The sequence below is a fragment of the Bacillus nitratireducens genome, from assembly GCF_036320425.1.
Taxonomy (GTDB): Bacteria; Bacillota; Bacilli; order Bacillales; family Bacillaceae_G; genus Bacillus_A; species Bacillus_A nitratireducens.
Map to the genome: position 1 here is coordinate 21,911 of NZ_JAUMJO010000015.1, position 26,503 is coordinate 48,413.

General features: G+C 35.5%; 28 protein-coding genes and 1 rRNA gene. 1 reads left to right on the forward strand and 28 read right to left on the reverse strand.

Annotated features, from left to right (window positions below; translation table 11 throughout):
- Nucleotides 1-6: 6 nt before the first annotated feature.
- The 18 genes from Q3V31_RS28870 to metG all read right to left on the reverse strand — a co-directional run bounded on the left by Q3V31_RS28870 (nucleotide 7) and on the right by metG (nucleotide 19,021).
- A complete protein-coding gene (locus Q3V31_RS28870; protein WP_000387572.1) occupies nucleotides 7-1,608 on the reverse strand; it encodes a putative polysaccharide biosynthesis protein in 1,602 nt (533 codons plus the stop codon).
- Between the two features lie 230 nt (nucleotides 1,609-1,838).
- A complete protein-coding gene (spoVT, locus tag Q3V31_RS28875; protein ID WP_000648311.1) occupies nucleotides 1,839-2,375 on the reverse strand; it encodes a stage V sporulation protein T in 537 nt (178 codons plus the stop codon).
- Between the two features lie 136 nt (nucleotides 2,376-2,511).
- Nucleotides 2,512-6,042 (reverse strand): transcription-repair coupling factor, encoded by a 3,531-nt coding sequence (mfd, locus tag Q3V31_RS28880; protein WP_098425920.1) that lies wholly within the window; start codon nucleotides 6,040-6,042, stop codon nucleotides 2,512-2,514.
- A 105-nt stretch (nucleotides 6,043-6,147) separates the two neighbouring features.
- Nucleotides 6,148-6,372: an anti-sigma-F factor Fin gene (locus tag Q3V31_RS28885; RefSeq protein WP_000399437.1), complete on the reverse strand. Its 225-nt coding sequence runs from the start codon at nucleotides 6,370-6,372 to the stop codon at nucleotides 6,148-6,150.
- Nucleotides 6,373-6,442: 70 nt separating this feature from the next.
- Nucleotides 6,443-7,003 carry an aminoacyl-tRNA hydrolase gene (gene pth, locus Q3V31_RS28890; protein ID WP_000767700.1) on the reverse strand — a complete coding sequence of 187 codons (561 nt, stop codon included), beginning with the start codon at nucleotides 7,001-7,003 and terminating at the stop codon, nucleotides 6,443-6,445.
- A 73-nt stretch (nucleotides 7,004-7,076) separates the two neighbouring features.
- Nucleotides 7,077-8,030, reverse strand: a complete 954-nt coding sequence (locus tag Q3V31_RS28895; RefSeq protein ID WP_000107420.1) for a ribose-phosphate diphosphokinase — start codon at nucleotides 8,028-8,030, stop codon at nucleotides 7,077-7,079.
- Between the two features lie 18 nt (nucleotides 8,031-8,048).
- Complete coding sequence (gene glmU, locus Q3V31_RS28900; RefSeq protein ID WP_000071044.1) at nucleotides 8,049-9,428, reverse strand: bifunctional UDP-N-acetylglucosamine diphosphorylase/glucosamine-1-phosphate N-acetyltransferase GlmU; 1,380 nt, start codon at nucleotides 9,426-9,428, stop codon at nucleotides 8,049-8,051.
- 322 nt (nucleotides 9,429-9,750) lie between these two features.
- Nucleotides 9,751-10,044, reverse strand: coding sequence for a septation regulator SpoVG (gene spoVG / locus Q3V31_RS28905; RefSeq protein ID WP_000454041.1), 294 nt, complete (start codon nucleotides 10,042-10,044; stop codon nucleotides 9,751-9,753).
- Between the two features lie 152 nt (nucleotides 10,045-10,196).
- On the reverse strand, nucleotides 10,197-10,571 hold the full coding sequence (locus Q3V31_RS28910; RefSeq protein WP_097871524.1) for a RidA family protein: 375 nt from the start codon (nucleotides 10,569-10,571) through the stop codon (nucleotides 10,197-10,199).
- A gap of 123 nt (nucleotides 10,572-10,694) precedes the next feature.
- Complete coding sequence (gene purR, locus Q3V31_RS28915; protein ID WP_000702477.1) at nucleotides 10,695-11,543, reverse strand: pur operon repressor; 849 nt, start codon at nucleotides 11,541-11,543, stop codon at nucleotides 10,695-10,697.
- Nucleotides 11,544-11,597: 54 nt separating this feature from the next.
- Complete coding sequence (gene ispE / locus Q3V31_RS28920; RefSeq protein WP_000772102.1) at nucleotides 11,598-12,467, reverse strand: 4-(cytidine 5'-diphospho)-2-C-methyl-D-erythritol kinase; 870 nt, start codon at nucleotides 12,465-12,467, stop codon at nucleotides 11,598-11,600.
- 196 nt (nucleotides 12,468-12,663) lie between these two features.
- Nucleotides 12,664-12,843 carry an acid-soluble spore protein SspF gene (gene sspF, locus Q3V31_RS28925; RefSeq protein ID WP_002094215.1) on the reverse strand — a complete coding sequence of 60 codons (180 nt, stop codon included), beginning with the start codon at nucleotides 12,841-12,843 and terminating at the stop codon, nucleotides 12,664-12,666.
- A 91-nt stretch (nucleotides 12,844-12,934) separates the two neighbouring features.
- Entirely contained in the window at nucleotides 12,935-13,198 is a 264-nt protein-coding gene (gene veg / locus Q3V31_RS28930) for a biofilm formation stimulator Veg (RefSeq protein ID WP_000044339.1), read from the reverse strand.
- Nucleotides 13,199-13,436: 238 nt separating this feature from the next.
- Nucleotides 13,437-14,300: a sporulation peptidase YabG gene (gene yabG / locus Q3V31_RS28935; protein ID WP_001173735.1), complete on the reverse strand. Its 864-nt coding sequence runs from the start codon at nucleotides 14,298-14,300 to the stop codon at nucleotides 13,437-13,439.
- A 110-nt stretch (nucleotides 14,301-14,410) separates the two neighbouring features.
- On the reverse strand, nucleotides 14,411-15,289 hold the full coding sequence (gene rsmA / locus Q3V31_RS28940) for a 16S rRNA (adenine(1518)-N(6)/adenine(1519)-N(6))-dimethyltransferase RsmA (RefSeq protein ID WP_000651554.1): 879 nt from the start codon (nucleotides 15,287-15,289) through the stop codon (nucleotides 14,411-14,413).
- Nucleotides 15,286-15,843, reverse strand: coding sequence for a ribonuclease M5 (rnmV, locus tag Q3V31_RS28945; RefSeq protein ID WP_000692830.1), 558 nt, complete (start codon nucleotides 15,841-15,843; stop codon nucleotides 15,286-15,288). The genes rsmA and rnmV overlap by 4 nt, the downstream gene beginning before the upstream one ends.
- Nucleotides 15,844-16,102: 259 nt before the next feature.
- Nucleotides 16,103-16,870 carry a TatD family hydrolase gene (locus Q3V31_RS28950; protein WP_000895834.1) on the reverse strand — a complete coding sequence of 256 codons (768 nt, stop codon included), beginning with the start codon at nucleotides 16,868-16,870 and terminating at the stop codon, nucleotides 16,103-16,105.
- A 168-nt stretch (nucleotides 16,871-17,038) separates the two neighbouring features.
- Nucleotides 17,039-19,021 (reverse strand): methionine--tRNA ligase, encoded by a 1,983-nt coding sequence (gene metG, locus Q3V31_RS28955; RefSeq protein ID WP_000134157.1) that lies wholly within the window; start codon nucleotides 19,019-19,021, stop codon nucleotides 17,039-17,041.
- A 366-nt stretch (nucleotides 19,022-19,387) separates the two neighbouring features.
- Here metG and Q3V31_RS28960 point away from each other — a divergent pair, with 366 nt between their 5' ends.
- Nucleotides 19,388-19,672: a transition state genes transcriptional regulator AbrB gene (locus Q3V31_RS28960; RefSeq protein WP_000843037.1), complete on the forward strand. Its 285-nt coding sequence runs from the start codon at nucleotides 19,388-19,390 to the stop codon at nucleotides 19,670-19,672.
- Nucleotides 19,673-19,692: 20 nt separating this feature from the next.
- On the opposite strand, the gene rsmI is transcribed toward Q3V31_RS28960, so the two are convergent.
- The 10 genes from rsmI to rrf all read right to left on the reverse strand — a co-directional run.
- Complete coding sequence (gene rsmI, locus Q3V31_RS28965; RefSeq protein WP_000267803.1) at nucleotides 19,693-20,568, reverse strand: 16S rRNA (cytidine(1402)-2'-O)-methyltransferase; 876 nt, start codon at nucleotides 20,566-20,568, stop codon at nucleotides 19,693-19,695.
- Nucleotides 20,537-20,827, reverse strand: coding sequence for a GIY-YIG nuclease family protein (locus Q3V31_RS28970; protein WP_016131051.1), 291 nt, complete (start codon nucleotides 20,825-20,827; stop codon nucleotides 20,537-20,539). The genes rsmI and Q3V31_RS28970 overlap by 32 nt, the downstream gene beginning before the upstream one ends.
- Complete coding sequence (locus tag Q3V31_RS28975; protein ID WP_001055373.1) at nucleotides 20,814-21,554, reverse strand: tRNA1(Val) (adenine(37)-N6)-methyltransferase; 741 nt, start codon at nucleotides 21,552-21,554, stop codon at nucleotides 20,814-20,816. Before Q3V31_RS28975 ends, Q3V31_RS28970 begins: the two co-directional genes overlap by 14 nt.
- Before the next feature lie 120 nt (nucleotides 21,555-21,674).
- A complete protein-coding gene (gene yabA / locus Q3V31_RS28980) occupies nucleotides 21,675-22,025 on the reverse strand; it encodes a DNA replication initiation control protein YabA (protein ID WP_071734858.1) in 351 nt (116 codons plus the stop codon).
- 14 nt (nucleotides 22,026-22,039) lie between these two features.
- Complete coding sequence (locus tag Q3V31_RS28985) at nucleotides 22,040-22,867, reverse strand: PSP1 domain-containing protein (RefSeq protein ID WP_000272430.1); 828 nt, start codon at nucleotides 22,865-22,867, stop codon at nucleotides 22,040-22,042.
- A gap of 5 nt (nucleotides 22,868-22,872) precedes the next feature.
- Complete coding sequence (holB, locus tag Q3V31_RS28990; protein WP_000598358.1) at nucleotides 22,873-23,856, reverse strand: DNA polymerase III subunit delta'; 984 nt, start codon at nucleotides 23,854-23,856, stop codon at nucleotides 22,873-22,875.
- Nucleotides 23,857-23,891: 35 nt separating this feature from the next.
- Nucleotides 23,892-24,518, reverse strand: a complete 627-nt coding sequence (gene tmk, locus Q3V31_RS28995; RefSeq protein WP_000677223.1) for a dTMP kinase — start codon at nucleotides 24,516-24,518, stop codon at nucleotides 23,892-23,894.
- Between the two features lies 1 nt (nucleotide 24,519).
- Nucleotides 24,520-25,941: an aminotransferase class I/II-fold pyridoxal phosphate-dependent enzyme gene (locus Q3V31_RS29000; protein ID WP_001072285.1), complete on the reverse strand. Its 1,422-nt coding sequence runs from the start codon at nucleotides 25,939-25,941 to the stop codon at nucleotides 24,520-24,522.
- Nucleotides 25,942-26,019: 78 nt separating this feature from the next.
- Nucleotides 26,020-26,199 carry a sigma factor G inhibitor Gin gene (locus Q3V31_RS29005; RefSeq protein ID WP_000776273.1) on the reverse strand — a complete coding sequence of 60 codons (180 nt, stop codon included), beginning with the start codon at nucleotides 26,197-26,199 and terminating at the stop codon, nucleotides 26,020-26,022.
- Nucleotides 26,200-26,390: 191 nt separating this feature from the next.
- Nucleotides 26,391-26,503, reverse strand: a 5S ribosomal RNA gene (rrf, locus tag Q3V31_RS29010); the annotation flags it as partial.

Genomic DNA, 26,503 nt, shown 5'->3' on the forward strand with positions numbered 1-26,503 from the left:
TCACCTCTATCCACTCTTCTTCAATGAACCTTCTTTTTTCTCTTGTTTCATAACGGTTCCTAATTCTTCTTTTGTAAATACACGTAATTTTAAAATTAAAAACATATATGCTAATCCGCCGATAGCTACACCTAACAGCGCTTCAAGCGTCGCAATTCCTCTATGTCCTGTATCAATTACTAATCCAGACATTCGCAACACACGCATAAAGATTATTAATACAAACCCCATACCAATGCCACTAATAACTACACCTAACATATTCCGCTTATCAATAAGCGGATCTGATACAGCTCGCATAAGTAACACACTATTTAGCAAGGCAATTACAATAAGCGCAACTAAAGTTGCAATTGCAGCTCCCTTTACACCAAAATACGGCATTAATATATAGTTTAAAGCTAGCTTCAAACAACCTCCAAATACAACGAATATTGCTGGTTTTAATGTTTGTCCCAACCCTTGCAAAATAGAAGCAGTTGTAATTGACAATGAACTAAATAAAATAGATAAAGATAAAATCGATAACACATCTGATCCATCACTATTTTCAAACAACATAATATTTGTAGGTTGAATAATACAAGTTAATCCAATAGCAGCTGCAAATCCAATAACGAATGTTATTTTCATTGCTAACTTTACCTTTTCTTGAATAAAGGAAAAATCTCCTCTTTCTTTCGCCGCTGTAATAATAGGTATAAGTGACAATGAGAAAGAAGTTGTCACAACAGTACCCAATTGCATAAGCGGGATACTTCTATCATAAACGCCTTTTAGTACCTTTGCATTTTCAACTTGCTCCCCCGCGCGAATAAGCAAGGTATAAAAGGAAATAGAATCCGCCATTTGTATAAAAATAAGGACTAAATTACTAACACAAATCGCCAATCCCTGCCAAAAAAGGATTCTAATAATCCTTTTTTTATCTCCAACTCTCTTCCAACTTTTAAAGAAAATAGACCGGAAATCATGACGCATATAAAGTAAAAGTACGATAATCCCAATAAGCCCACCTGCAATTGAACCTAACATAGCACCCGCACCAACTGTATATAAATCAAATCCATGAGCAATAAGGAATAGTGATAAAAACACAATAATAGAAACACGAATCGTTTGTTCAATTACTTGCGAAACAGCCGTCGGCATCATATTATTGAATCCTTGAAAATATCCTCTCGCTACAGATAAAAATGGCATTAGTAGGAATGAAAACGAAATAACACGTAATAATTTATCCAAATGTATATCGCCCATAGCCGATGCAATTGTTTCGGCACCGAAGAACAATGTGAAAAACCCCACAAATCCAATTCCTAATAAAAACCAAAAAGATACACAAATAATTTCTTCTGCTTCTTTTTGTTTTCCTTGTTCTAATCTTTCTGCGACCATTTTTGAAATAATAATGGGAAACCCATAAGTAGCTAAAATTAAACAAAATCCATAAAACGGATAAATTTGTTGGTAAATATAAAAACCAATATCACCCGCTATATTTTGATATGGAATACGGTAAAAAGCGCTTAATACTTTCGTAACAAAACTTGCGATTGTTAATATAATAGCCCCACGCCAAAAGGCTTGATACTTCTTCGCTTCCATACAAGAAAACTCCTTTTTCTATTCTCACCCCTCGTATTATATCATAAAGAAAAGAACAGGCTCCCTGCCTCCACGAGTAATAATACGTTCGTGCAACATTGAAAATGTTCAACGAAAAAAGGTAGCAAAGCGCTACCTTCGTTCAATATACTTATATCTCCAAATAGTTAATTTCTCAAATAGAAATATCATAATTAGGAAAGATTGCTACTTATAGAAATTACACTTCACTACTGCTCCATTTGTTTCGCTAAAAAGCTTGCAGCTGTATTTACTGACTTATGCTCTACTTCACTTATAATGGCCTCTTTAGAGAAGATAACAACAGCTCCAATTGGATCCCCATTCGCAACAATCGGGCCAATTGTATAGGAGCTCACTTTTTCTGTTACTCCATCAATAATTGAAATTTCGCTTTCATCTGTCATAATTACAGACTTACGCTCTTCCATTGTCTTCTCGATTAAATCGCCAACACTTTTATTTAAGTATTCTTTTTTAGATATGCCTGCTACTGCGATAATAGAATCACGATCACATACAAGCACATTATGTCCTAAGCTATCGTATAAAGCTTCCGTATATTCTTTTGCAAAATTACCCAGCTCACTAATTGGAGAATATTTTTTCAAAATCACTTCTCCATCGCGATCAACAAATATTTCTAGTGGGTCTCCTTCTCGAATACGTAAAGTTCTACGAATTTCCTTCGGGATTACTACCCTGCCTAAATCATCAATTCGACGTACGATTCCAGTTGCTTTCATTCTAATGCTGCCTCACTTTCTACTGATGATCAAAAGTGGTGAATTTACCTGTTCATGTAAAAATCACCAACTGTTAAACATAGTATTTTACACATTAGTTCTTCTATGCACGTCGAATTGTATTTTTTATCTTAAATTAGGCATTTATTACTTCTTTTTTTACATCTGGTAAGCCTTTTAATAAATTTTCAGCAATTGTTAACCATTTCGATGTCTCTAATCCATTCGTTTTCATAACAATTTTCAATTGTGACCCTTCCATACCAAGACCAATCATACGACCAAAACTATTCCCTAGCATAAATAATTTCCCACCATCGATATTTTGGCTTGCTTGTTCAGAAAACAGGAACGTTACTTCAAATTTATTTTGCTTAATTAACTCAATTTGTTCTTTCATTGCTAACACTTTAATATTTGCGATTTGTAATAAATAACCAACTTCTTGTGGATAATCACCAAATCTATCTATCATCTCTTCCTGCAGCTCTTCAATATCCTCAATTGCAGAAACACCTCTAAATTGTTTATACATCATAATTTTTTGTTTACTATCTGAAATATAAGCATCCGGTAAATATGCATCTACTTCTAAATCAATTTCAACATTAACTATATTTTCAACTCCGTCTGTTCCCCTGCGCTGTTCAATTGCATCTTTTAGCATTTGAGAATATAGATCAAATCCGACAGAATCAATAAATCCATGTTGTTCTGCTCCTAACAAGTTACCTGCACCACGAATTGATAAATCTCTCATCGCAATTTTGAAACCAGATCCAAGCTCTGTAAACTCTTTAATTGCCTGCAGACGCCTCTCTGCAACTTCCGATAACACTTTATCGCGTTTGTATGCAAAGTATGCATACGCGACGCGATTAGAACGTCCAACACGACCACGAAGCTGATACAACTGTGATAATCCCATACGATCTGCATCAAATACAATTAATGTATTTACATTCGGAATATCTACACCCGTCTCAATAATTGTTGTACTTACAAGAACATCATGCTGCCCCTCTAAAAACGATAGCATAACAGACTCTAATTCACCTTCATTCATTTTCCCGTGTGCGTATGTTACACGAGCGTCTGGAACTAACATCGAAATTTCATCTGCTTTTCTTTCAATATCCTCCACACGGTTATATAAGAAGTAAATTTGACCTCCTCTTGCAAGCTCTCGCTCTATCGCTTCTCGCATTAATGCTGGATTATACTCCACTACATATGTTTGTACTGGGAACCTATTCTCTGGCGGTGTCTCAATTACAGATAAATCACGCACACCAAGCATAGACATATGAAGTGTACGTGGAATCGGAGTTGCCGTTAACGTTAAAACGTCAACATTTGCTTTCAATTGTTTAATTTTTTCTTTATGCGTAACACCGAATCTTTGTTCCTCATCAATAATAAGAAGTCCTAAATCTTTATAAGTAACATCTTTGGATAAAATACGATGTGTTCCGATTACAATATCTACCGTTCCATCTTTTAAACCCTTAATCGTTTCATTTTGTTGTTTCCGCGTACGGAATCTACTTAGCAACCCTATATTAATCGGGTAATCTTGAAAACGCTCTCGAATTGTTTCATAGTGTTGTTGTGCAAGAATGGTTGTCGGTACTAAAATCGCAACTTGTTTTTCATCCATAATTGCTTTAAATGCCGCACGAATGGCTACTTCAGTCTTTCCATACCCTACGTCACCACAAAGAAGCCTATCCATCGGACGTCCACGTTCCATATCTTTCTTAATTTCGTCAATAGAACGTAATTGATCCTCTGTCTCTTGATATGGGAAAGAAGATTCAAATTCTTGTTGTTCTGCCGTATCTGGTGTATATGCATAACCTTTTGAAGCTTCGCGCTCAGCATACAATTTAATTAGGTCATCTGCAATGTCTTGTACAGATTTTTCAACTTTCGTTTTAACCTTCTTCCAATCATTCCCGCCTAATTTATAAACTTTCGGATCCTTACCTTCAGATCCTACATATTTTTGCACTTGATCAATTTGTTCAATCGGAACATATAACTTATCATTACCTTGATATTTAATATTTAAATAATCTTTATGAACACCATTAATCTCTAATGTCTCAATACCTAAAAATTTACCTATACCATGATTTACATGAACTACATAGTCTCCAACTTTTAATTCCGAATAACTTTTAATACGTTCAGCGTTAGATAACTTTTGCTTACGTTGTGATTTTTTAACCTTCTTATGAAAAAGCTCCTTTTCAGTAATAACAACAAGCTTTTGCATCGGCATTTCAAACCCTGCATGTAAATCACCCACAGCAATTTGTAACCTTCCAGGCAATAAAATATCTGTCGCCTCTACAATGTCTGCCTCAATATCATAATCACTTAAAATATGTTGTAGTTTTTTTACACGTTCATCATCTGTTCCGAGCACAACGGTCGTAAAGTGCCCTTCATTCCATCTATCAATTTCAGTTTTTAACAACTGCATCTGTCCGTGGAAATCTTGCATTGTTTTACATGTCACATTCACAATATTTTGTGGATGTGTATGTGCTATATGGCGCAAGAATAACGTTAAATATACAAAACTTCTTTTTTTATGATGAAGAAACTCCTCAAATGAGTGGGAGAAAGATAAGTCCTGAATAATTGTTCCTTCACCAAGAAGTGATATATACCATTCCGCTTCTTCTGTTTCGAGATGTGATGCCGTTTCTTGAATACGGGAAATTTCATCTAAAATCACAACACCATCTTCTGGTAAATAATCTATCAGACTAGCAGGTTCTTTATAGAAAATAGATAAATATTTAAACATTTGTTCTATACTTTGCCCGTTTTTCAACATCTCAATTTCATGACTTACCGTCTCAAGTACTGTAGTCTTTAATTTATCATCGGAAAGCTTTTGCATCGTCTTAGTCAAGCCTTCTTCAAGATGCTTAATTCCCGATTTTAATTCTTCCTGTGAAAATAAAAACTCTGTTGCTGGACCGAACTTAACACTTTCCTTTTTATCTTGAGAGCGCTGTTCATCCACATCAAACAATCGAATAGAATCGACTTCTGTATCGAAGAATTCAATACGAAATGGTAATTCTTCCGTTAATGGGTAAATATCTAATATTCCCCCGCGTAAACTGAACTCTCCTGGAGCTTCTACCATTGACTTACGCTCGTAGCCAATATGATGTAAAGTATGCAAAAGTGCATCTAAATCAATCTCTTGCCCTAGATTGATTTCAATTTGCCTTTGCTTCCATAATTCTTTTATTGGTAAAAATCTACGTAGTCCTGCAACTGGCGCTACAATAATCCCATTCTCTCCCGCCACCAAGCGATTTAACACTTCAATACGCTGCGCCTTCAATTCTGGACTTGCAACACCGATTTCCGATGCTATCAATTCATTTACGGGATATAACCACACATCTTTTTCACCAAGTAAAGCCACTAAATCTTCATGTACTTTTTGTGCTTGGTATAAATTGTGCGTCACAATTAGTTGCGATTTTTTTGTTTTTTTATATAAAGCTGCCATTAATAATGAACGAGAAGATGTTGCCATACCCGATATAAGTTGCTCTTTCAACCCATCTTCTAGCCCATTAATAACCGATTGTATCTCTTCATTTTTATAAAACTGCTCTAATAAACCTATCATTATCAAAACTCCTCTCAACATAAAGAGCAAGTTACTATATTTTATGCAAATATTTTGGAAAAAGAAAACAGAAAAATGCTTTGGACATGCCAAAGCGACAACATTTTATTGCAGAAATTTTTCATATTCATAATACTCAGGATAAGATGCGAGCGTTTCTTGACACGATTCACAAATTGTTTTTATATATATATTTCCATTCTCATGAAAATGAATCATATCCACTACTTCTTGCTCTGTTAGTTGAAGCAAAACGTCGCTATATACTTTTTCTACGGTAACGGAGCCTACATTACTCTCGCAATGTCTGCAGTAATAATACCCTTCCATACTAGCCTCCTAAATATCCAATTACTACTAGTATGGGTTAAAGCAAAATAAAATATTCCAGATTATACGCTTAACTATTAAAAGTATTCATGATTTGGAGAAATGGTTTATTTAACCACTCTTCACATGCATCTGCTGTCTTTTCAATGGATTGATTGACACCAGGAAGTTCTTCAGACGTAAAACGTCCTAATACATAATCCACTACTTTCATCCCATTTTTCGGGCGATCAATTCCCATGCGGATGCGTTGAAATTCTTGTGTTCCTAAATGTGAAATTGTTGATTTCACACCATTATGTCCACCTGCACTTCCTTTCATGCGAAGGCGTAATTTACCTACAGGAATATCTAAATCATCGTACATGACGATGAAGTCCTCGACATCAATTTTATAATAATCCATGAGTGGACGGATACTTTCCCCAGATAAATTCATATATGTAAGTGGCTTTAATAAGATTACCTTTTCCCCATTAACAAAGCCTGCACCAAATAGCCCTTTGAATTTTTGTTCATTCAAAGAAATATTCCAACGCTTGGCAAGTTCATCAATCGCCATAAACCCAATATTATGCCTTGTTAATTCATATTCTCTACCTGGGTTCCCAAGTCCTACTATTAATTTCATTCTTTGTACCACTACTTTCTTTTTTCGATACGAAAAGACGTAACCAATCTTGGTTACGTCTCATTCTATCCAATTAATTGAATAATACACTTACTGATTCTTCTTCGTATACACGAATGATTGCTTCTCCGATTAATGGAGCAACTGAAAGTTCATGTACTTTATCAATTTTCTTTTCTTCTGGTAATACGATAGAGTTCGTTACAACTAACTCTTTAATATTCGAATTTTGAATACGCTCAATTGCCGGGCCAGATAATACTGGGTGTGTACAGCAAGCATATACTTCAGAAGCACCGTTCTCAACAAGAGCGTTTGCCGCTAATGTAATTGTACCAGCTGTATCAATGATGTCATCAATTAAAATTGCTGTTTTGCCTTCGATGTTACCGATAATGTTCATTACTTCCGATACATTCGGACGAGGACGACGCTTATCAATAATAGCGATTGGCGCTTTTAGGCGATCTGCCATTTTTCTAGCACGAGTTACGCCACCGTGATCAGGAGATACGATTACGATATCTTTAAGACCTTTTGTTTCAAAGTAATCTGAAAGAATCGGTACACCCATTAAGTGGTCGATTGGGATATCAAAGAATCCTTGAATTTGTGGAGCATGTAAATCTAGAGTGATTACACGAGTTGCACCTGCTGTTTCAAGCAAGTTTGCTACAAGTTTCGATGTAATTGGTTCACGAGAACGCGCTTTACGGTCTTGACGCGCATAACCATAGTAAGGAATAACAATATTAATTGTTTTTGCAGATGCACGTTTTAATGCATCAATCATAATAAGTAATTCCATGATATGTTCGTTTACTGGGAAGCTTGTAGATTGAATAATGAATACATCGCAACCACGAATACTTTCTTCAATGTTAATTTGAACTTCTCCATCACTAAAACGATCAACAGAACATTTTCCTAGTCCTACTCCAATATGCTTTGCGATTTGCTCAGCAAGTTCCTTATTAGAGTTTAAAGAGAATACTTTCAAATTAGAATTTAGATATTGAGTCGACATCTAGATTAACCCTCCACATTATGATTTTTTCTTATTCAGCAATTGATCAACATAGTCTTCTTTGTTAACTTGACGTGCACGTGCTACCGATAATGCTTTTGATGGAACATTCTCTGTAATTGTAGAGCCTGCTGCCACATAAGCACCATCTTCAACTGTTACAGGAGCAACAAGATTTGAATTACATCCAATAAATACCCCGTTACCAATCACAGTTTTAAATTTATTCTTTCCGTCGTAGTTCACCGTAATTGAACCACAACCAAGATTCACGTCTTCTCCAATTTGTGCATCCCCGATATAACTTAAGTGTGAAGCTTTACTTCTATTACCAAAAACAGTTTTTTTGATTTCTACGAAGTTTCCAACGCGCACTTCATCTCCAATAACTGAATCTGGGCGAATATGTGCAAATGGGCCAACTGATACTTCTGTACCAAGTTTGCTGTCATGTACAGTAGATTGACGAATTACCGTACGCTCTCCAATTTCACTGTCGCGAATTACTGTATGTGGTCCAATTTCACAATCAGAACCAATTACAGTGTTACCCTCAATAATTGTTCCTGGGTGAAGAACTGTATCACTGCCAATAATCGCATCAGCAGAAATGTATGTGTTACTTGGATCAATAATTGTAACACCATTTACCATGTTCTTTCGGTTAATACGGTTTTTCATAATAATTTCCGCTTGCGATAGAGCGACTCTGTCGTTAACACCTAACGTTTCATCGAAGTGCTCTGTTTGATAAGCTGATACAATATGACCTTCATTTTTTAAAATTTCAATAACGTCCGGAAGGTAATATTCGCCCTGTACATTATCATTTGAAACTTTAGAAAGTGAAGCAAATAGAGCTTTATTATCAAAACAATACGTACCCGTATTGATTTCTTTAATAGCTAATTCTTTTTCATTTGCATCCTTATGCTCAACAATCTTTTCAACATGACCATTCTCATTACGAACGATACGGCCATATCCAGCAGGCTCTTCTATGTACGCTGTTAGTACCGTTGCCATTGCTCCCGCTTCCTCGTGTTGCTGAAGCAATGCTTCCATCGTTTCAGCAGTTATTAGAGGTGTATCACCACAAATAACTAAAGTTGTTCCTTCTTCATTTGCAAGTACATTTGCAGCTTGATCGACAGCATGTGCTGTACCAAGTTGTTCTGCTTGTAATGCAAACTCACTTACGTTTCCTAGCTGTTCTTGTACCATTTCAGCACCATGTCCAACGACTGTTACAAGTTTCTGCATCCCTAATTGGGATACTTGATCGACTACATGTTGTACCATTGGTTTTCCACATACAGGATGTAGCACTTTGTATAGCTTGGACTTCATACGTGTGCCTTTACCCGCAGCTAGAATCACTGCAAATCTGTTTGACATATAGACCCTCCATCGCAACCTATTTATCCATTAACGATATTATCCTAAATCATCATATATTTCAAGAAACACATTATAACTATTAAATTTTACCATAATTCTTATACGATGTTTTACTCTTTAGTATCTTTTTTAAGAAATAAGCTATACTATTTAAAATGATTTTGAAAAAATTAGAAGTTTTTCTCTTCATTTTAATAAATTTCGAATTTTCCAAACGGGAAATATATATAAACACAAAAAAACAAACTCCTGTAAATGCTTACAGGAGTTTGCTACAAAATTATAAGACTTTCTTTCAAAAGCCCTTTTCATTCGAATTTTACGAAGCGCCTGCTTCTTCAAACTCAACCTCTTCTAACTCGCCTAAACGATGATACTCTGTTAAAACCGCATCTTGAATTTTAGAGCGTGTACCAGAATTAATTGGATGTGCAATGTCACGGAATTCTCCATCTGGAGTACGTTTACTTGGCATTGCTACAAATAATCCATTATTACCATCAATTACACGAATATCATGAACAACAAATTCATGGTCTAGAGTAATAGAGGCAATTGCTCTCATGCGGCCTTCTGTGTTTACGCGGCGTAATCTTACGTCAGTCACTTCCATCTTGTGTTCACCACCCTTTTCTAAATAAGCGATATATTTGTATAAATTCCACAAAATTTCTATTTTCCCTTTAATTTTTTAAAAATTTTTAAGATAAAAATTTTTATTGTAGTTGAATATAGAGATTAGTAGAGGTTATCGCTTACAAAGTGTTACTTAACTAGGGCGATTACTTCGATTTCAACAGAAACATCTTTCGGTAATTTTGCTACCTGTACACAAGAACGCGCTGGTTTATGAGTAGAGAAATAAGAACCATATACTTCATTAACCGCATTAAAATCATCCATATCCTTTAAGAATACTGTTGTTTTTACTACTGTATCAAATGCAGCACCAGCTTCTGCTAATACTGCTTGTAAATTTTCAAATACTTGCTCTGTTTGTACTGTTACATCCCCCGTTACAAGTTCTCCACTTGCTGTTAACGGGATTTGTCCCGAACTATAGAACATATTATTTACAATAATCCCTTGTGAATATGGTCCGATTGCTTGTGGTGCTTTGCTTGTTTGAACAACTTTCATACTTTTCACCCTTTTATTATTTATTTTTACTCTTTAAAAATAGTGCACGAAAAGCAGTTTGTCCACCTATTTTATAATTTATAAATAGAATAAAAAAAGATAAAGCTATCTGCTTTACCCTTTTTACTCAGCCTCTACAATTCCTTCTTTAAATGGCGCAAGCGAATAATTCCCCTTCTCCACTTGAATCGCTTTTTCTTTCACATCAACTTCTGACAGACGAATTAATGATACAAAGTTATTAATAAGTCTTTCTTCGATATCCGTAGATTCTACTAATACACCAATTCCAACAACGTTAGCTTTAAACTCTTCTAGCATGCTCATCATACCTTGAATGGTTCCGCCAGCTTTCATGAAATCATCAATAATTAGAACATTAGATCCTTCTGGAAGGCTACGCTTTGCTAAAGTCATCGTTTGGATTCGCTTAGAGGAACCTGATACATAGTTAATACTAACAGTGGGTCCTTCTGTTACCTTATTATCTTTTCTCGCAATTACCACCGGTACATCTAAGTAATTCGCCACTGCATAAGCAAGTGGAATTCCTTTTGTCGCTACGGTCATAACCGCATCAATTGGTTGTCTAGCAAAAACGGAAGCAAATAAACGACCCGCACCATTAATCTGGCGAGGATTACTTAAAAGATCCGTCATATATAAGTAACCGCCAGGCAAAATACGATCTGGATTTTCAAATAAGCTACAAAGCTCATTAATAATCAGATTTGCCTCTTCTTCACTTATATAGGGAATATATTTCACTCCTCCTGCTGCTCCTGGTATCGTTTGCAATGTGCCGACCCCTTGTTGTTCAAACGTTTGCTTAATAATAACTAAATCTTCACTAATGGATGATTTAGCCGATTGATACCTTTCAGCAAAAAAAGTGAGAGAAACTAGCTGACGAGGATTTTGTAGCAAGTAATAAGTCATATCGACCAATCTTGTACTTCGTCTAATTTTCATACTCTCACCTCAAATCACGAATATTCTAAACAAATCATAACGTATTATACGTCTTTATTCAAGCGTTTCTCGCTCTCCTAATAAACGTACTGCATATACTTGTTCGCAAAATCCCTTTAATCCGTTATATATACGATGCATTCGCGAATCATGGTGTACAAGACCAAATACAGTTGGGCCACTTCCACTCATTAATACAGCATCCGCACCGAATCGTTTCATCTGTGCCTTAATACGCGCAACTTCAGGATGCATCGCAAATGTCACATCTTCTAAAACGTTACCAACAGTATCACAAATTCCTTTATAGTCCCCGCCATTAATGACTTCAACCATTTTATCTACATTTGGATGTGTAACACAATTCAATTTTAAATTTCCATATACGTCAGCAGTCGATACACCAATGTGAGGCTTTGCTAAAATAACCCAACAAGAAGGTGGAGTCTTTATGTGTTCAATTTTTTCTCCTCTTCCAGTGGCGATCGCAGTTCCGCCGTATACACAAAACGACACATCTGACCCAATTTCTGCGCCAAGCTCTGCTAACTCATCGATTGTAATTCCTAAATTCCATAACTTATTAAGGCCACGTAATGTCGCTGCTGCATCACTACTTCCACCTGCTAATCCAGCGGCTACTGGAATCGTTTTTTCAATAGTAATAGATACACCTTTTTTTACATTAAACTTCTCTTTTAATAATTTCGCTGCTTGATAAGCTAAGTTGCGTTGGTCGTCTGGGACATACCGATTATGGGACAAAATTTCAATACGGTCTTCTGCTAATTCCGTTAGCTCTAAACGATCTGCTAAATCAATTGTTGTCATAATCATTTTCACTTCATGATATCCGTCTTGTCTTTTTCCCAGTACATCTAACGACAGATTAATCTTTGCTGGCGCTTTCACTAGTAGCTTCAATCTATTCACCCACTCTATGTACTCAATCTTTTATCGTTTATTTTACCATAAATTTATAGTAAGACGATGACACTTCCCTAATTATAACGAAAAGCATTCAGAATGAAACTACTTATATCAAATGATGGCACCTTTTAGCGTGCAAAAAGCCGAGGAATCTCTCCTCGGCTACCGTAGCATAGAAAGTATCTTACAACTACTGGTTTCGTTTCATTAATTGCTGTTCCGCAATTTCTATAGCACGTTTCACCATATTACCAGCATCTTTCGCACGAATTCCGCCCCATCCTTCTTTCTGAACAACATCATAAAAGCCAAGCTCTTTTGCAAGCTCTTCTTTAAATTGATTTGACATGACTCCTCTTCGTCTACTCAATGCAGAGTCCCTCCTTATTTTGCTACGGTATAATTAGTATGCAAAATAATATAGATTTTCATTTGTGGGAATATATGTAACAACTAACATGTTAATTATAAAATGCTTCATTATGAGGTTCATCGTAAAATGTTAACTCTACTGTCTCTGTTAAAACATCTGCATAACTATAAGATACACGTTGCAATGCATCTTCTTGTTGGTCTAACTGTACAACAAACACAGAACGATATGTTTCTGCAAGCACACCCGATTGCTCTACAGTTTTTCTTCTTCCACTATTCGCCTTTAACATAAGTCGCTGTCCAAGATGGTGATCTAATTCGTTTTTAATATCATCTAAACGTTTTGACATATCCCTTGCTACACCTCGCTGTAATTTAGATTGAACACTTAAAACACGACATATCTATCCCAATTATTAACCGCAATTTACAGACAATATCATTATAAAAACATCATGCGTTTGAATAGATAGAAGAAATACTATATTGTACAAGTATCATTGTATAGTCTGCACGTTCTTGAAACTTTTTATCCAAACTCATTTACATCATTTCCACATAAAAAAGCAAGATACGTATGTACCTTGCTCATTCATCATAATGTTGAAAGGGTAATCCAGTTCGTAAAATCCCTCTCGTTTCAATTCCTCCTAGTCCTTTTTCACCAGTAATTGTATTACGCACAACATCCCATACATTGACTCTTTCCATAAATGAAGTGAAACTAACTTTGCCAACTACATATACAGGATCTAGAGCATGAATATTAATTCTAGATGGCGAACTAGCAAAATTAGCACCTGCTCGAATCAGCGCCTCAAAGTGTGATTGACAAGCTCCAGCAAAAATAACGAGTTGATCTAATGATGGATATTTTTTTCGCACTTCTCGAACAGCCTGTACAAAATGTCTAGAATGTCTATATGCTGCTAAATCTCCCATGACTCCTTTTGACTTTGTATATGCATCATGTCCTGTAATAACTAGAATATCTGGACGAAAATGATCGATTAGGTCTACTACCTTTTCATGCATCTCCGTTTCCTTACAATGAATGCCTTGTACAGGAACGCCTATTTTATTATATAAATCTAAACACTTGCGCAAATACAAAGGATCTCCATCTATATGCAATACACGCCCTGGCATTTGAAAATAATTCACTTCACTTGTATATCCACCTGTTGAAGTGTGTTCATGTCTTTGTTTCATTAATACATAATCTTGTTGAAATAAACGGTACGTACGCTCCATTGTTTCTTTTTCACGCTTCACTCTTTTTTTATGTTCTCGTTGATCTATACTAATTAAATCTGCAAGCGGCGCATCCGCCACAAGTCTAATTTCTTCCCCAAACAATATCGCGATCTCACCTTTTATTTCTATAATACGAAAAAGAATATCCCTATTATGAGAATATCGTTCCACTAATTCTCCAACATGTAAAGCCATTCTCCTACCTCCAAACTCGTTAGGCCATCTTACCTGCTTTTAAAGTATGAATTTAGGAAAGGAAAGGTGACAAAAGGGACAGCTCAAATTGAACTGTCCCTTTCATATTCTTATGATAATTTATGAAGAACTAATGCATTACTTAATGTTGCAAATTCTTCGATAGATAGCGTTTCGCCTCTTCGCTTCGGATCAATTCCTACTTCTGTTAAAATTCGGTCTAACAACTCTTTATCTTTCGGGAAGCCATTTAAATTATTTGATAAATTATTCATTAACGTTTTACGACGCTGTGCGAAACTCGCTCGTACTACTTCAAAGAAGAATGTTTCATCTTTCACTTCTACAACTGGTTTAGGACGCTTTAGAAGACGGATAATCGCAGAATCAACATTTGGTTGTGGTACAAACACTGTACGCGGTACAGTCATAACTGTTTCTACCTCTGTATAATACTGAATGGCAATTGATAAAGAACCATACTCTTTCGTTCCAGGTTTAGCAGCTAAACGATCTCCAACTTCTTTTTGCATCATAACAACAAACCCACGAACCGGTAATTTCTCTTCAAGCAATTTAAATAAAATTGGCGTTGTAATATAGTATGGTAAGTTAGCTACTACCATTACATCTTGTCCTTCTTCGAATTGCTCACTAAACACTTCATGTACATCTGCTTTTAGTACATCTTTATTTATAACTGTAACGTTGCTATATGGAGCTAACGTCTCATCTAAAATCGGTAATAATCTCTGATCAATTTCAAAAGCCACTACTTTTTTAGCACGCTTCGCTAATTGTTCTGTTAACGCACCGATACCTGGTCCAATTTCAATTGCACCACTTTCCGAACCAATTTCCGCGTGATCAACGATACGATTTAATACATTCGTATCAATTAAAAAATTTTGTCCTAAGCTTTTTTTGAATGAAAATCCATACTTTTCAACAATGTCTTTTGTACGATTTGGCGTTGCGATATCCTTCATTTTCTTTCCTCCTGTATGACTTGTTTATAAGCTTCTGCAAACGATTCTTTTGAAACTTGAAACATTTGTAAACGTTTATGTAACTGTTTTGCGTTTGTATAACCAATCTTTAATAGCTTACCCATTCTTTCTCTGCGACTCTTTGCCATTTCTCCGCCCACTAAGCCTGCATCGACTAGATCGCTCCAACTAATTTCACTTGTATAAGCTTCCATTTCTTCATGTATATTCTCTAAAGCACGGCGAATTGACTCATTAGAAGCATGCTCAATTCCGACACCTTTTTTCCTTTTAGCAAGTGCTTCTTCCTTCGGTAAAAAAGCATGTTTACATCCAGGAACCTTATCAGAAATAATTTTTCGAATACGCTCTCCAGGATAATCCGGATCTGTGAAAATAATAACGCCTCGTTTTTGCAGCGCTAATTTAACTTGCTCAATAACATGATCACCGATTGCTGAACCGTTCGTTTCGATTGTATCCGCATCAACAGCACGTTTAATCGCAACTGTATCATCTTTACCTTCTACAACGATAATCTCTTTAATTTTCATGCTTGCCTCCACACTCGTTTCGTCTCTACTTAGTAAAACAAAAAAATGACGACTTTTCCATTATTATTTTCCTAATCGTACATTTTAAAAAGTAGAAGAGAAAAATCTTTGTTCACTATTCTTATTGTAACACTTCTATCTCCATCCTAATTTATCCGCAATATTTCTACACTTATGTTATAAGTAAATAATGGACTCTTAGCATTTCTACTGTCTCTCTTCTAAAAAATAAAAAAAGAATGGGACTCCCCCACTCTTTTTATTCGACACCAAATAAAGCTTTTGCATTCTTTGTTGTTATTTGTGCTACCTCGTCATAAGAAATTCCTTTTAAATTCGCAATTTCTTCTGCTACTAGTTTTACATAACTAGGTTCATTTCGTTTCCCTCGAAATGGATGTGGTGTTAAATATGGACAATCTGTCTCTATCAATAATTTTTCTAATGGAATCTCCATAGCAACTTCTTTCGGTTTCTTCGCATTTTTAAATGTAACAGGCCCACCTAATGAAATTAAAAAGTTCATATCGACACATCGCTGTGCTACTTCTACACTACCGCTAAAACAATGCATAATGCCTCCCACTTCAGCTGCATTCTCTTCCTCTAGAATATCAACAATATCTTGCGTTGCATCGCGGTTATGTATAATAATCGGCAAATTCACCTTTTTGGCTAATGCAATTTGTTTACGGAATACTTCCTTCTGTATTTCTTTTGGAGACTTATCCCAGTGATAATCTAGGCCCATTTCTCCAAGTGCAACTACTTTAGGATGAGAAGCAAGTTCTTCTAACCAAGCTAAATGTTCTTCTGTCATGTCGATTGCATCAACGGGATGCCATCCAACCGCAGCGTAAATAAAATCATAGGCTTCAGCTAGTTCAATCGCTTTTTTTATTGTTACTTCATCGAATCCAACAACAACTGTATATGTAACTCCCGCTTCTTTCATCCTTGCAATAACTTCTTGTAAATCTTCTTCAAACTGCTCTGCATTTAAATGTGAATGTGTATCAAACAACATAATACATAACTCCTTTTATATTGAAATCAATTCTATCCTAGAAAAAAATTAAGCCTTTTCTAACTTAACGATAACAATACTACAATTTTAATGCAAAAAAAGGGAATTTAAAAAGAAAAAAGATGCTTCACACATGTTACACGTGAAACATCTCTTTTCTTGTCTCAATTACTTGATTTTTGTACCATTCGGTAAATTTTGGTCGATTGTTGCTAATGACAATACGCCATTTTCTTCACCTGCTAAAATCATACCTTGTGATAATTCACCACGTAATTTTACAGGTTTTAAGTTTGTTACACAAATTACCTTTTTGCCTTTTAGATCTTCTGGTGAGTAGAATTTTGCAATTCCCGAAACAACTTGACGCTTTTCTGTTCCTAAATCAAGCTGAATTTTTAACAACTTATCTGCCTTTTTCACAGGTTCAGCCGATATTACTTCAGCTACTCGTAATTCTACTTTAAAGAAATCATCAATTGTAATTTCTTCTGCCTTCGGTTCTTCTTCTTTTTTCTCTTCTACTTTAGGAGCAGAGGCTTGCATTTTTTCTTTAATATACTCTACTTCTACTTCCATTTCCAAACGAGGGAAAATTGGGTTTCCTTTTTCTACTTTTGTTCCAGCTGGAATACAACCAATTGTAGATAGGCTTTCCCAAGATTTATGTGCCTCTTCAGTAAGTCCAAGTTGAGCAAACATCTTACTTGGTGCTACTGTTAGGAATGGCATAAGCATAATACCTGTTTGACGAAGTATCTCTGCTAAGTGCGCCATTACAGACGCAAGTTTTTCACGATCATTCTCATCCTTCGCTAATACCCACGGCTGTGTTTCATCAATATATTTATTCGTACGGCTAACTAACTGCCAAATAGAACTTAGTGCTACAGAGAACTCCATATTCTCCATTGCCTCTTCTACTTTTTTCAATGTATCCTTCGCAAATGTAACTAGCGTTTCATCGAACTCAGTCACATTCGCTTTAAATGCAGGGATTTCCCCGTTAAAGTATTTATCAATCATAGCTACTGTACGATTTAATAAGTTTCCTAAGTCATTCGCTAAATCAAAGTTAATTCGTTCAACAAATCCCTCTGGTGTGAATACGCCATCGGATCCAAATGGAACTTCGCGAAGTAAGTAGTAACGTAATGCATCTAATCCGTAACGATCAATTAGTGTAACTGGATCTACTACGTTTCCTTTTGACTTACTCATTTTTCCATCCTTCATTAAAATCCAGCCATGAGCAAAGACTTTCTTCGGAAGTGGTAAATCTAACGCCATTAAAATAATTGGCCAATAAATTGTATGGAAACGAACGATTTCTTTTCCAACTAAATGAACATCTGCTGGCCAGAATTTTTTATATTTCTCTTCATTTTCTGTTCCATATCCTAATGCAGTAATGTAATTAGACAAAGCATCTACCCATACATAAATAACGTGTTTTGGGTTCCCTGGAACACGAACTCCCCAGTCAAATGAAGTACGAGAAACAGCTAAATCTTCTAATCCTGGCTTAATAAAATTATTAATCATTTCATTTTTACGAGACTCTGGTTGAATGAAATGAGGGTTCTCTTCATAGAACTTTAATAGTCGGTCTACATATTTACCCATTCTAAAGAAATAAGACTCTTCGCGAACAAGCTCTACATCATGGCCACTATCTGGGCTTTTTCCACCAACTACTTTGTCGCCTTCCATAATTGGATCTACTAATTGATGCGCTGTATAGAATGTTTCATCTTGTACAGAATACCAACCTTCATATTCATCAAGATAAATATCACCTTGATCTACTAGCTGCTTGAAGATTTTCTCAACGACATCTTTATGACGATCTTCAGTTGTACGAATAAAATCGTCATAAGAGATATCCATCTTCTCCCAAAGTTCTTTAATCCCTGATACAATGTTGTCCACATATGCTTGTGGTGTAACATTTAGTTCTTCTGCTTTCTTTTGGATCTTCTGTCCATGCTCGTCAGTTCCTGTTAAATAATGAACATTGTATCCTTGCATACGCTTATATCGTGCCATTGCATCTCCTGCTACTGTCGTATAAGCATGTCCAATGTGTAACTTTCCACTTGGATAATAAATTGGGGTAGTAATATAAAAGGACTTATTTTCCTCTGTCATTGTTTTGGACCTCCCGGATGACCTCATATGTATTTATAAACAGTATATCAAAAACTCACATATAAAAACGAGTTAATGCTCGATATCTTTATCATCTATTACTCATATTTTTAAAAATTATACAACCCTTCTCTGAAATATATATATTTTTCAGAAAATAAAATGAAATAATTATAGTAATTACCCACATTCTATTATATATAAGAAGTAAGAAATCTATAAATCTTTTTAAAAAATATAGAATTTAAGAATTGACGGAAATGTAAATGATTGGTATCATATGTCCATAGGGTATTTTGTCGAAAAATGACGAATCAAAAAATAGACTCGTAACTTATAAACTATTTATTTAGGAGGAAAAGAATTATGAAATCTACTGGTATCGTTCGTAAAGTTGATGAATTAGGTCGTGTGGTAATTCCAATCGAATTACGCCGTACTTTAGGTATTGCAGAAAAGGATGCTCTTGAAATCTACGTTGATGACGAGAAAATCATCTTAAAAAAATATAAACCAAACATGACTTGCCAAGTAACTGGCGAAGTATCTGATGGTAACCTATCTTTAGCTGAAGGTAAAATTATCTTAAGCAAAGAAGGCGCTGAGCAAGTTTTAAACGAACTTCAAGATTATATCGAAACAGCAAAATAAGCTTCTCAATTATGAGAAGCTTATTTTTTATCGACATGATAGATTTGATATACATCCCTTTTCGACAAATCTCGATCTTTAGCGACTGTTTTAATCGCTTCTTTTGAATTCATGCCTTTTTCATTTATATAATGTTCAATATGATCATATACTGAAACAGATTCCCACCATTGTTCTTCCGGAGCAGGTTCTTCCGTTGAACCAGCTACTAAAATACAAAACTCACCACGGACTTCATTTTGCTTCGTCCACTCAATCGCTTCCTCAATTGTTCCACGAATAAATTCTTCAAATTTTTTCGTTAGCTCGCGACATAATACGATTTCCCTATTTCCTAAAACTTCTTGCATTGAGATTAAAGTATCATCTAGACGATGAGGTGCTTCATAAAACATCATTGTAGTTTGTACGTAACGAATCTTCTCTAATTCCATTCTTCTTTCCTTTTTATTTCTTTGCAAAAATCCATAGAAATAAAACTGCTTTGTTTCAAGTCCTGATGCAATTAATGCTGTAAGAGCCGCATTTGCTCCAGGAAGCGGAATAACATGATATTGTTCCGCTACAGCTTCTACAACAATATCGTAACCAGGGTCAGAAATACACGGCATACCCGCATCGCTCACAATGGCTACAGTCTTACCATCTTCTAACTTACCCAAAATTTTTCGTCCACTTACTTCTTTGTTATGCTCGTGATAACTCATAACTGGTGTTTCAATTTCAAAATAATTACAAAGCTTCTTCGTTTGTCTTGTATCTTCAGCAGCAATAATATCTGCCTCTTTTAAAATTCGGATTGCACGAAATGTCATATCCTCTAAATTTCCGATTGGAGTTGGTACTAAATATAAAACTCCCTTTTCATTTTGCTGAAAGCTTTTTTGCTGCCACATAGCGTTCTCCTTTTTGCATGTATTCTTCTTTTTGTTTCCTCGTTAACTGCTTAAAATGATATTCAGCTTGCATAGCCGTTCGTTTATCCTCATGATCCTCTACATATTTTAAAACAACCGGAAGTCTAGCACGTGTATATCTAGCACCTTTTCCATTATTATGAGTCTGAATCCGCTTTTCTATATGATTTGTATATCCAGCATAATAACTTCCATCAGAACACTCCACCACATAAAAACAATGCTTATTCGTCTCCATATAAAATTGAACGAATCTCCTCTGTATATTCGTTATTCTCTTCATATACAAAAAGAGGTGGCAAAATTTTTAAATCTGCATTTCCATCCTTAATTCCTTCAATTAACAATGTATTCGCTTCTTTACCAGCCTTAGGATAAACAAATCGCACACGTTTCGGTTCAATTTTGTATTTACGCATCAATGTAACGATATCGAGAAAACGACCTGGACGATGTACAAATGCAACTTTCCCACCCTGTTTTACCAACTGGCTACTTGCATATACAACATCTTCTAATGTACACATAATTTCGTGACGAGCTATCGCTAAATGTTCATTCATGTTTTTCTCAGAAGTTTGCGGTGTTTGAAAATAAGGAGGATTACACGTTACAACATCATATTGATGGCGCCCAAGTTTCTCCGGCATATCTTTCAAATCTCCATGGATTAAATGAATTCTTTCTTCTAAATTATTGTATTGAACGCTTCTTATTCCCATATCATATAAGCGCTCTTGAATCTCTACACCTGTAATTGTCCCTTTTGTCCTTGTACTCAATAAAAGAGGTACAACCGCATTCCCCGTACACAAATCAAGTAAATTACCTTTTTGAATTGGTACCCAAGCAAAATCTGCAAGTAACACAGCATCTAAAGAGAAATTAAATACTGATGGGCTTTGTACAATCTTCATATCTTGTGCTAATAAGTAATCTAAACGCTCATCTTCATATAAATTCATATATTGCTCCCTTTCTTACACTTAACCTACCCTATTTCATCCTCTATTAATGTAAAAATAAATTTCATTCTACTCTCATGTATAAAAAATTACCTTTCCAATTATATTGGAAAGGTAATCTCACTTTTTATTTAAAAATGACAGACAGAATAAACAATCTCCCTCTTTACGTACACTTCCATAATGTAGATTGCAAATATGAAAACCTTCCTGATACAGTCTCGCTAAGTTATCGTAGCCCTCACCGATATCTGTTTTTGGCTTCATTTCTTTGCGTTTTTGAGTTTTTTGTTTTTCCTTATTCTGCACTTCTTCAAAACGATGTCGCAAATTTTCATTTTCCATTTTTATATGTTGGTTTTCTTCCAATAATTCTGCAAGATGTTGTTTTAATTCTCCCAACTGTTTGTATAAATATCCAATTTGCTCTTCCATACTAGAAACCGATGCAAAAATATCCTTTTTCTCCACAAGCACCCACCTCATTAATCTGTGGTTTGACTCGAAACGACCCCTTTATTAATTAATTCATCTAACGTATATTCTACTATCCGTTCCTTGTCTACTAGTTCCACTTGAATTAATCTTTCTAAAATATTTAATCCGATAACACGGCCAGTACCATGCGGGGTTTGTATACGTTGATCTAAATCAGGAAGTTGTTCCTTTGCTGCCTCATATTCATCATTCTCATATTTTAAGCAACACATTAAGCGACCACATAAACCAGAGATTTTTGCAGGATTTAATGATAAATTTTGATCCTTTGCCATTTTAATGGATACAGGTTCAAAATCTCCTAAAAAAGTAGAACAACAAAGCATACGACCACATGGACCAATACCACCAAGCATTTTTGCTTCGTCACGAACACCGATCTGTCTCAGCTCAATTCTTGTCCTAAAAATTGCCGCTAAGTCTTTCACTAGTTCCCGGAAATCAATCCGACCATCCGCAGTAAAGTAAAAAATAATCTTATTACGATCGAACGTATACTCTACATCTACAAGCTTCATATCAAGATTATGTTCTCCTACCTTTTGTTGACAAACTTGATATGCTTCTTTCGCAGCATGCCTATTCTCTTCAACAAGGGTACGATCATTTTCATTTGCAATACGAATAACCTTTTTAAGCGGTAATACAACGTCGTTTTCATCAACTTGCTTTTTGGTAATAACTACTTTTCCGTATTCAATACCTCTTACCGTTTCTACAATTACGAACTCATTTTCTGAGATATCGAACTGATTTGGATCAAAGTAATATACCTTCCCGGCCTTCTTAAAGCGAACACCTACTACATCATACAAAACGGTCATCCCTCCTGCAACCGCAACACTAACTGTTCGAACACAAGCTGCGCATTTACATTAGCGTTGATTCTATTTTTTGCCTCTAATATATGAAAGAGAGCTGATACAATGCGCTTCTGAGCATAAGAAAAGGATTCAAACATCTCTTTCTGCTCATGAAAAACAAGACGATCTTCTTCTCCAAGTTGAACATATAATAAATCCTTATAAATAAGGAGCAACATATCTAAGCCTTGCTGTAATTGTTCTTTCTCTCCAAAGTGCTTCCCCCATTTTTCTTGTACAAAAAAAATAGAGGCCTTATCTTTTTCGAGCGCTTCACATAATTTTATCACTAAAGCTCTCGCTTGTGCAAACCATTCATCATTACACATTAATAAAGCTTCTTCAAAACTATTTGTAAGCTGTGCAGCCAGTGTAGATAAAGAAACTGTAATACCTTCTTCCTCTAATCTCTTAATTAAGGATTCTGTAGGTAACGGCCTAAATGTAACAACTTGACAACGAGATAAGATTGTATTTAAAATCTGATGACTTTGTTCAGTAAGTAAAATGGCTGTTGTATCACTACTTGGTTCTTCTAAAAACTTTAAGAGTGTATTCGCTGCATTTGCTGTCATACGATCTGCATGCTCAATAATATATACTTTTTTATTTGCTTCTAATCCTGTTTTTGAAAACTCTTCTTGTAAATCTTGGATTTGCTGTTTTTTAATAGATAATCCATCGGGTTTTACAATATGTAAGTTTGGGTGGTTACCTGAATCAATTCGGCGACAATTCGTACATACATGACAAGGCTCTACACCATTTCTTTGTAAGCAGAGAAAACTTTTTGCCATTTGAATTGCTGTTGCGAACTTCCCAGTCCCTTTCCCCCCCTCTAACAAGTAAGCGTGGGATATACGCTCTTTTGCAATGCTATTCATCAACATTTTGACACCGATGGGCTGTATAGCAGAAAGCTGCTCCCACGTCTTTATCATAATGCATACCTCACTTATTTCATTCTTTCCTTCTATTATAACAATTTATCTTCTACAATCTGAATAACTTCTTCTATAAGTTTTTCCATTGGTTGATCAGCATCTACTACTACAATACGATCAGAGAAGCGCTCTACAACTTGTAAATACCCTTCACGCACGCGTTTATGGAAAGCGATGTCTTCCATATCTAGTCGATTTACTTCGCGTCCTGCATCCTTTTCAATTCGTGCTAATCCAACCTCTGGCTCAATGTCTAAATAAATTGTTAAACTAGGCATACAATCTTCCGTTGCAAAACGATTAATTTCAAATACTTTATCCATACCTAAGCCTCTTGCATATCCTTGATACGCTAAAGAGCTATCTATAAAACGATCACATAGTACAAGATAGTTTTCCTCAAGTGCTGGCATAACTTTTTCCACTAAATGTTGTCTACGTGCAGCAGCATACAGAAGCGCCTCTGTACGTGCTTCCATCATCGTATATTCTTGTTTATGTAAAATTGTTCTAATATCTTCAGAAATTGCAATACCACCCGGTTCCCTGGTCGCCATTACCTTTTGTTCCTTTTGCTCAAAATATGGTAATAAACTTTTAATTAATGTTGTTTTACCCGAACCTTCTGGCCCTTCGATTGTTACAAATAATCCCTTCATCCTAAAACCTACTTTCTATATCATACACGCTCATATATTTCGTACTACCTTGAAAACGAGCCCCTGTTTTCTCTAAATGAGTAATTTGCTTTGTATGTTCTTGAGTAATTCTCTCTCCATACATGATCAATGGAATTCCAGGTGGATACGGAATCACCATTTCTGCAGCTATCATACCAACGGCTTCTTCTATAGATACTAACTTCGTTTCGTATCCCTCTAATTGTTTATACGTATACGGTAAAGGGGAAATCTCCCCTTTATAAGTATAACGAATTGATGCTGTCTTGTCTTTTACCTTATATTGCTGCAAAGCTACTCGAATTATCTCTATAGCTTTCATATACCCCTCATTTACTTGTAACGGTAATATAAATAGGACGTTATGTGGATCTGCCATTTCCGTATATATACCGACCTTTTCAAATACAGACTGTAATTCATACCCCGATAACTGACAGCGAGTTTGCACCGTAACCTTTAATTCATCTTGCAACGGATATTGTAAAATAGCTATTTGTGGGATTGATCGCAATTCTTCTTTAAATCGGCGTAAAAACTCAACAATATCATCATGACCTTTTTCCTTTATAACTGCTATTGCAAAACGGGCTATATCAAGGGATGCCATAATTGGATACGATGGGCTACTAGATTGTAGCATACTTAAATAGGAAGACACTTTTTCTTTACTCACCAAACGGCTATTTATATGTAAATAAGATCCCATTGTCATTGCAGGTAATGTTTTATGTGCGGAATGAACCACAATATCCGCACCATAAGCTAATGCTGACTTTGGGAATGGATCCCCTATACAAAAATGTGCCCCATGTGCTTCATCTACTAGAACAGGAATTTTATGTTCATGTGCGTAAGCAATACTTGCCTCTAAATCAATCCCCATACCATAGTAATTAGGATGTGTTAAAATAAGTGCTTTAGCATTCGGATACTTTGTAATTGCCTCCTTGATAGCTTCATCATGAACACCTACTGGTACGTTATGTACTTCATCAATCCATGGATTTAAAAAGACCGGGTTAGCCCCTGCTAATTTCAAAGCATTAATAATTGATTTATGACAATTTCTTTGCACGAGGACAATATCATGTTCGCCGCAGCAAGACAAAATCATCGCTAAATTTCCAACTGTTGAACCATTAATTAAAAAATAACTTTTTTGCACACCATATACTTCAGCTAATAATCGCTGTGCTTCATCTATACATTCAAACGGACTATGTAAATCATCTAATCCTGTTAACTCCGTTACATCTATCGATAATATGTCCTTAAACCCTCCTGTAGCTTCCTGAGGGAAGTTTACACCATTCTTATGACCTGGAACATGAAAGGACAGTGGTTCTCTTTCTTTAAACTCTATTAACGCCTCATATAAAGGCATACGCTTTTGATTCATATCTATCTCTTCCTTACTATTCATTCTGTATCTATTATACAGATATTAAGACAAAAAAAATAATAGGCAGATGCCTATTTATAAATATGATACCTCTAACTTTCGAAGTTGTTTTAAATAATGTATATATTTTGGATCATCTGTCTCAGTATTCACCATATCTTTTTCACACTCATGACATATCAAATTATTATAAACATATATACCTTCTTCTCTTTCTGTCTCACAAACAATGCAAATTTCACTTTGTAATTTCATAACCTTCCCTCCCTGTATTTAAATAAACATATTTGATACCTCTATTTCTTAACAATTTACAGAAAAATATACATCCATCTCTTATATAATATGATTTACTCTTGGGCAACGTGTTTGTATTACCATTACTTCTTTTATGCACTGTTTAACAATACAAAAAAACACAAGTCAAAAGACTTGTGTTTTTAGTTGCTTGGCGACGTCCTACTCTCACAGGGACAAGGTCCCAACTACCATCGGCGCTAGAGAGCTTAACTTCCGTGTTCGGTATGGGAACGGGTGTGACCTCTCTGCCATCATCACC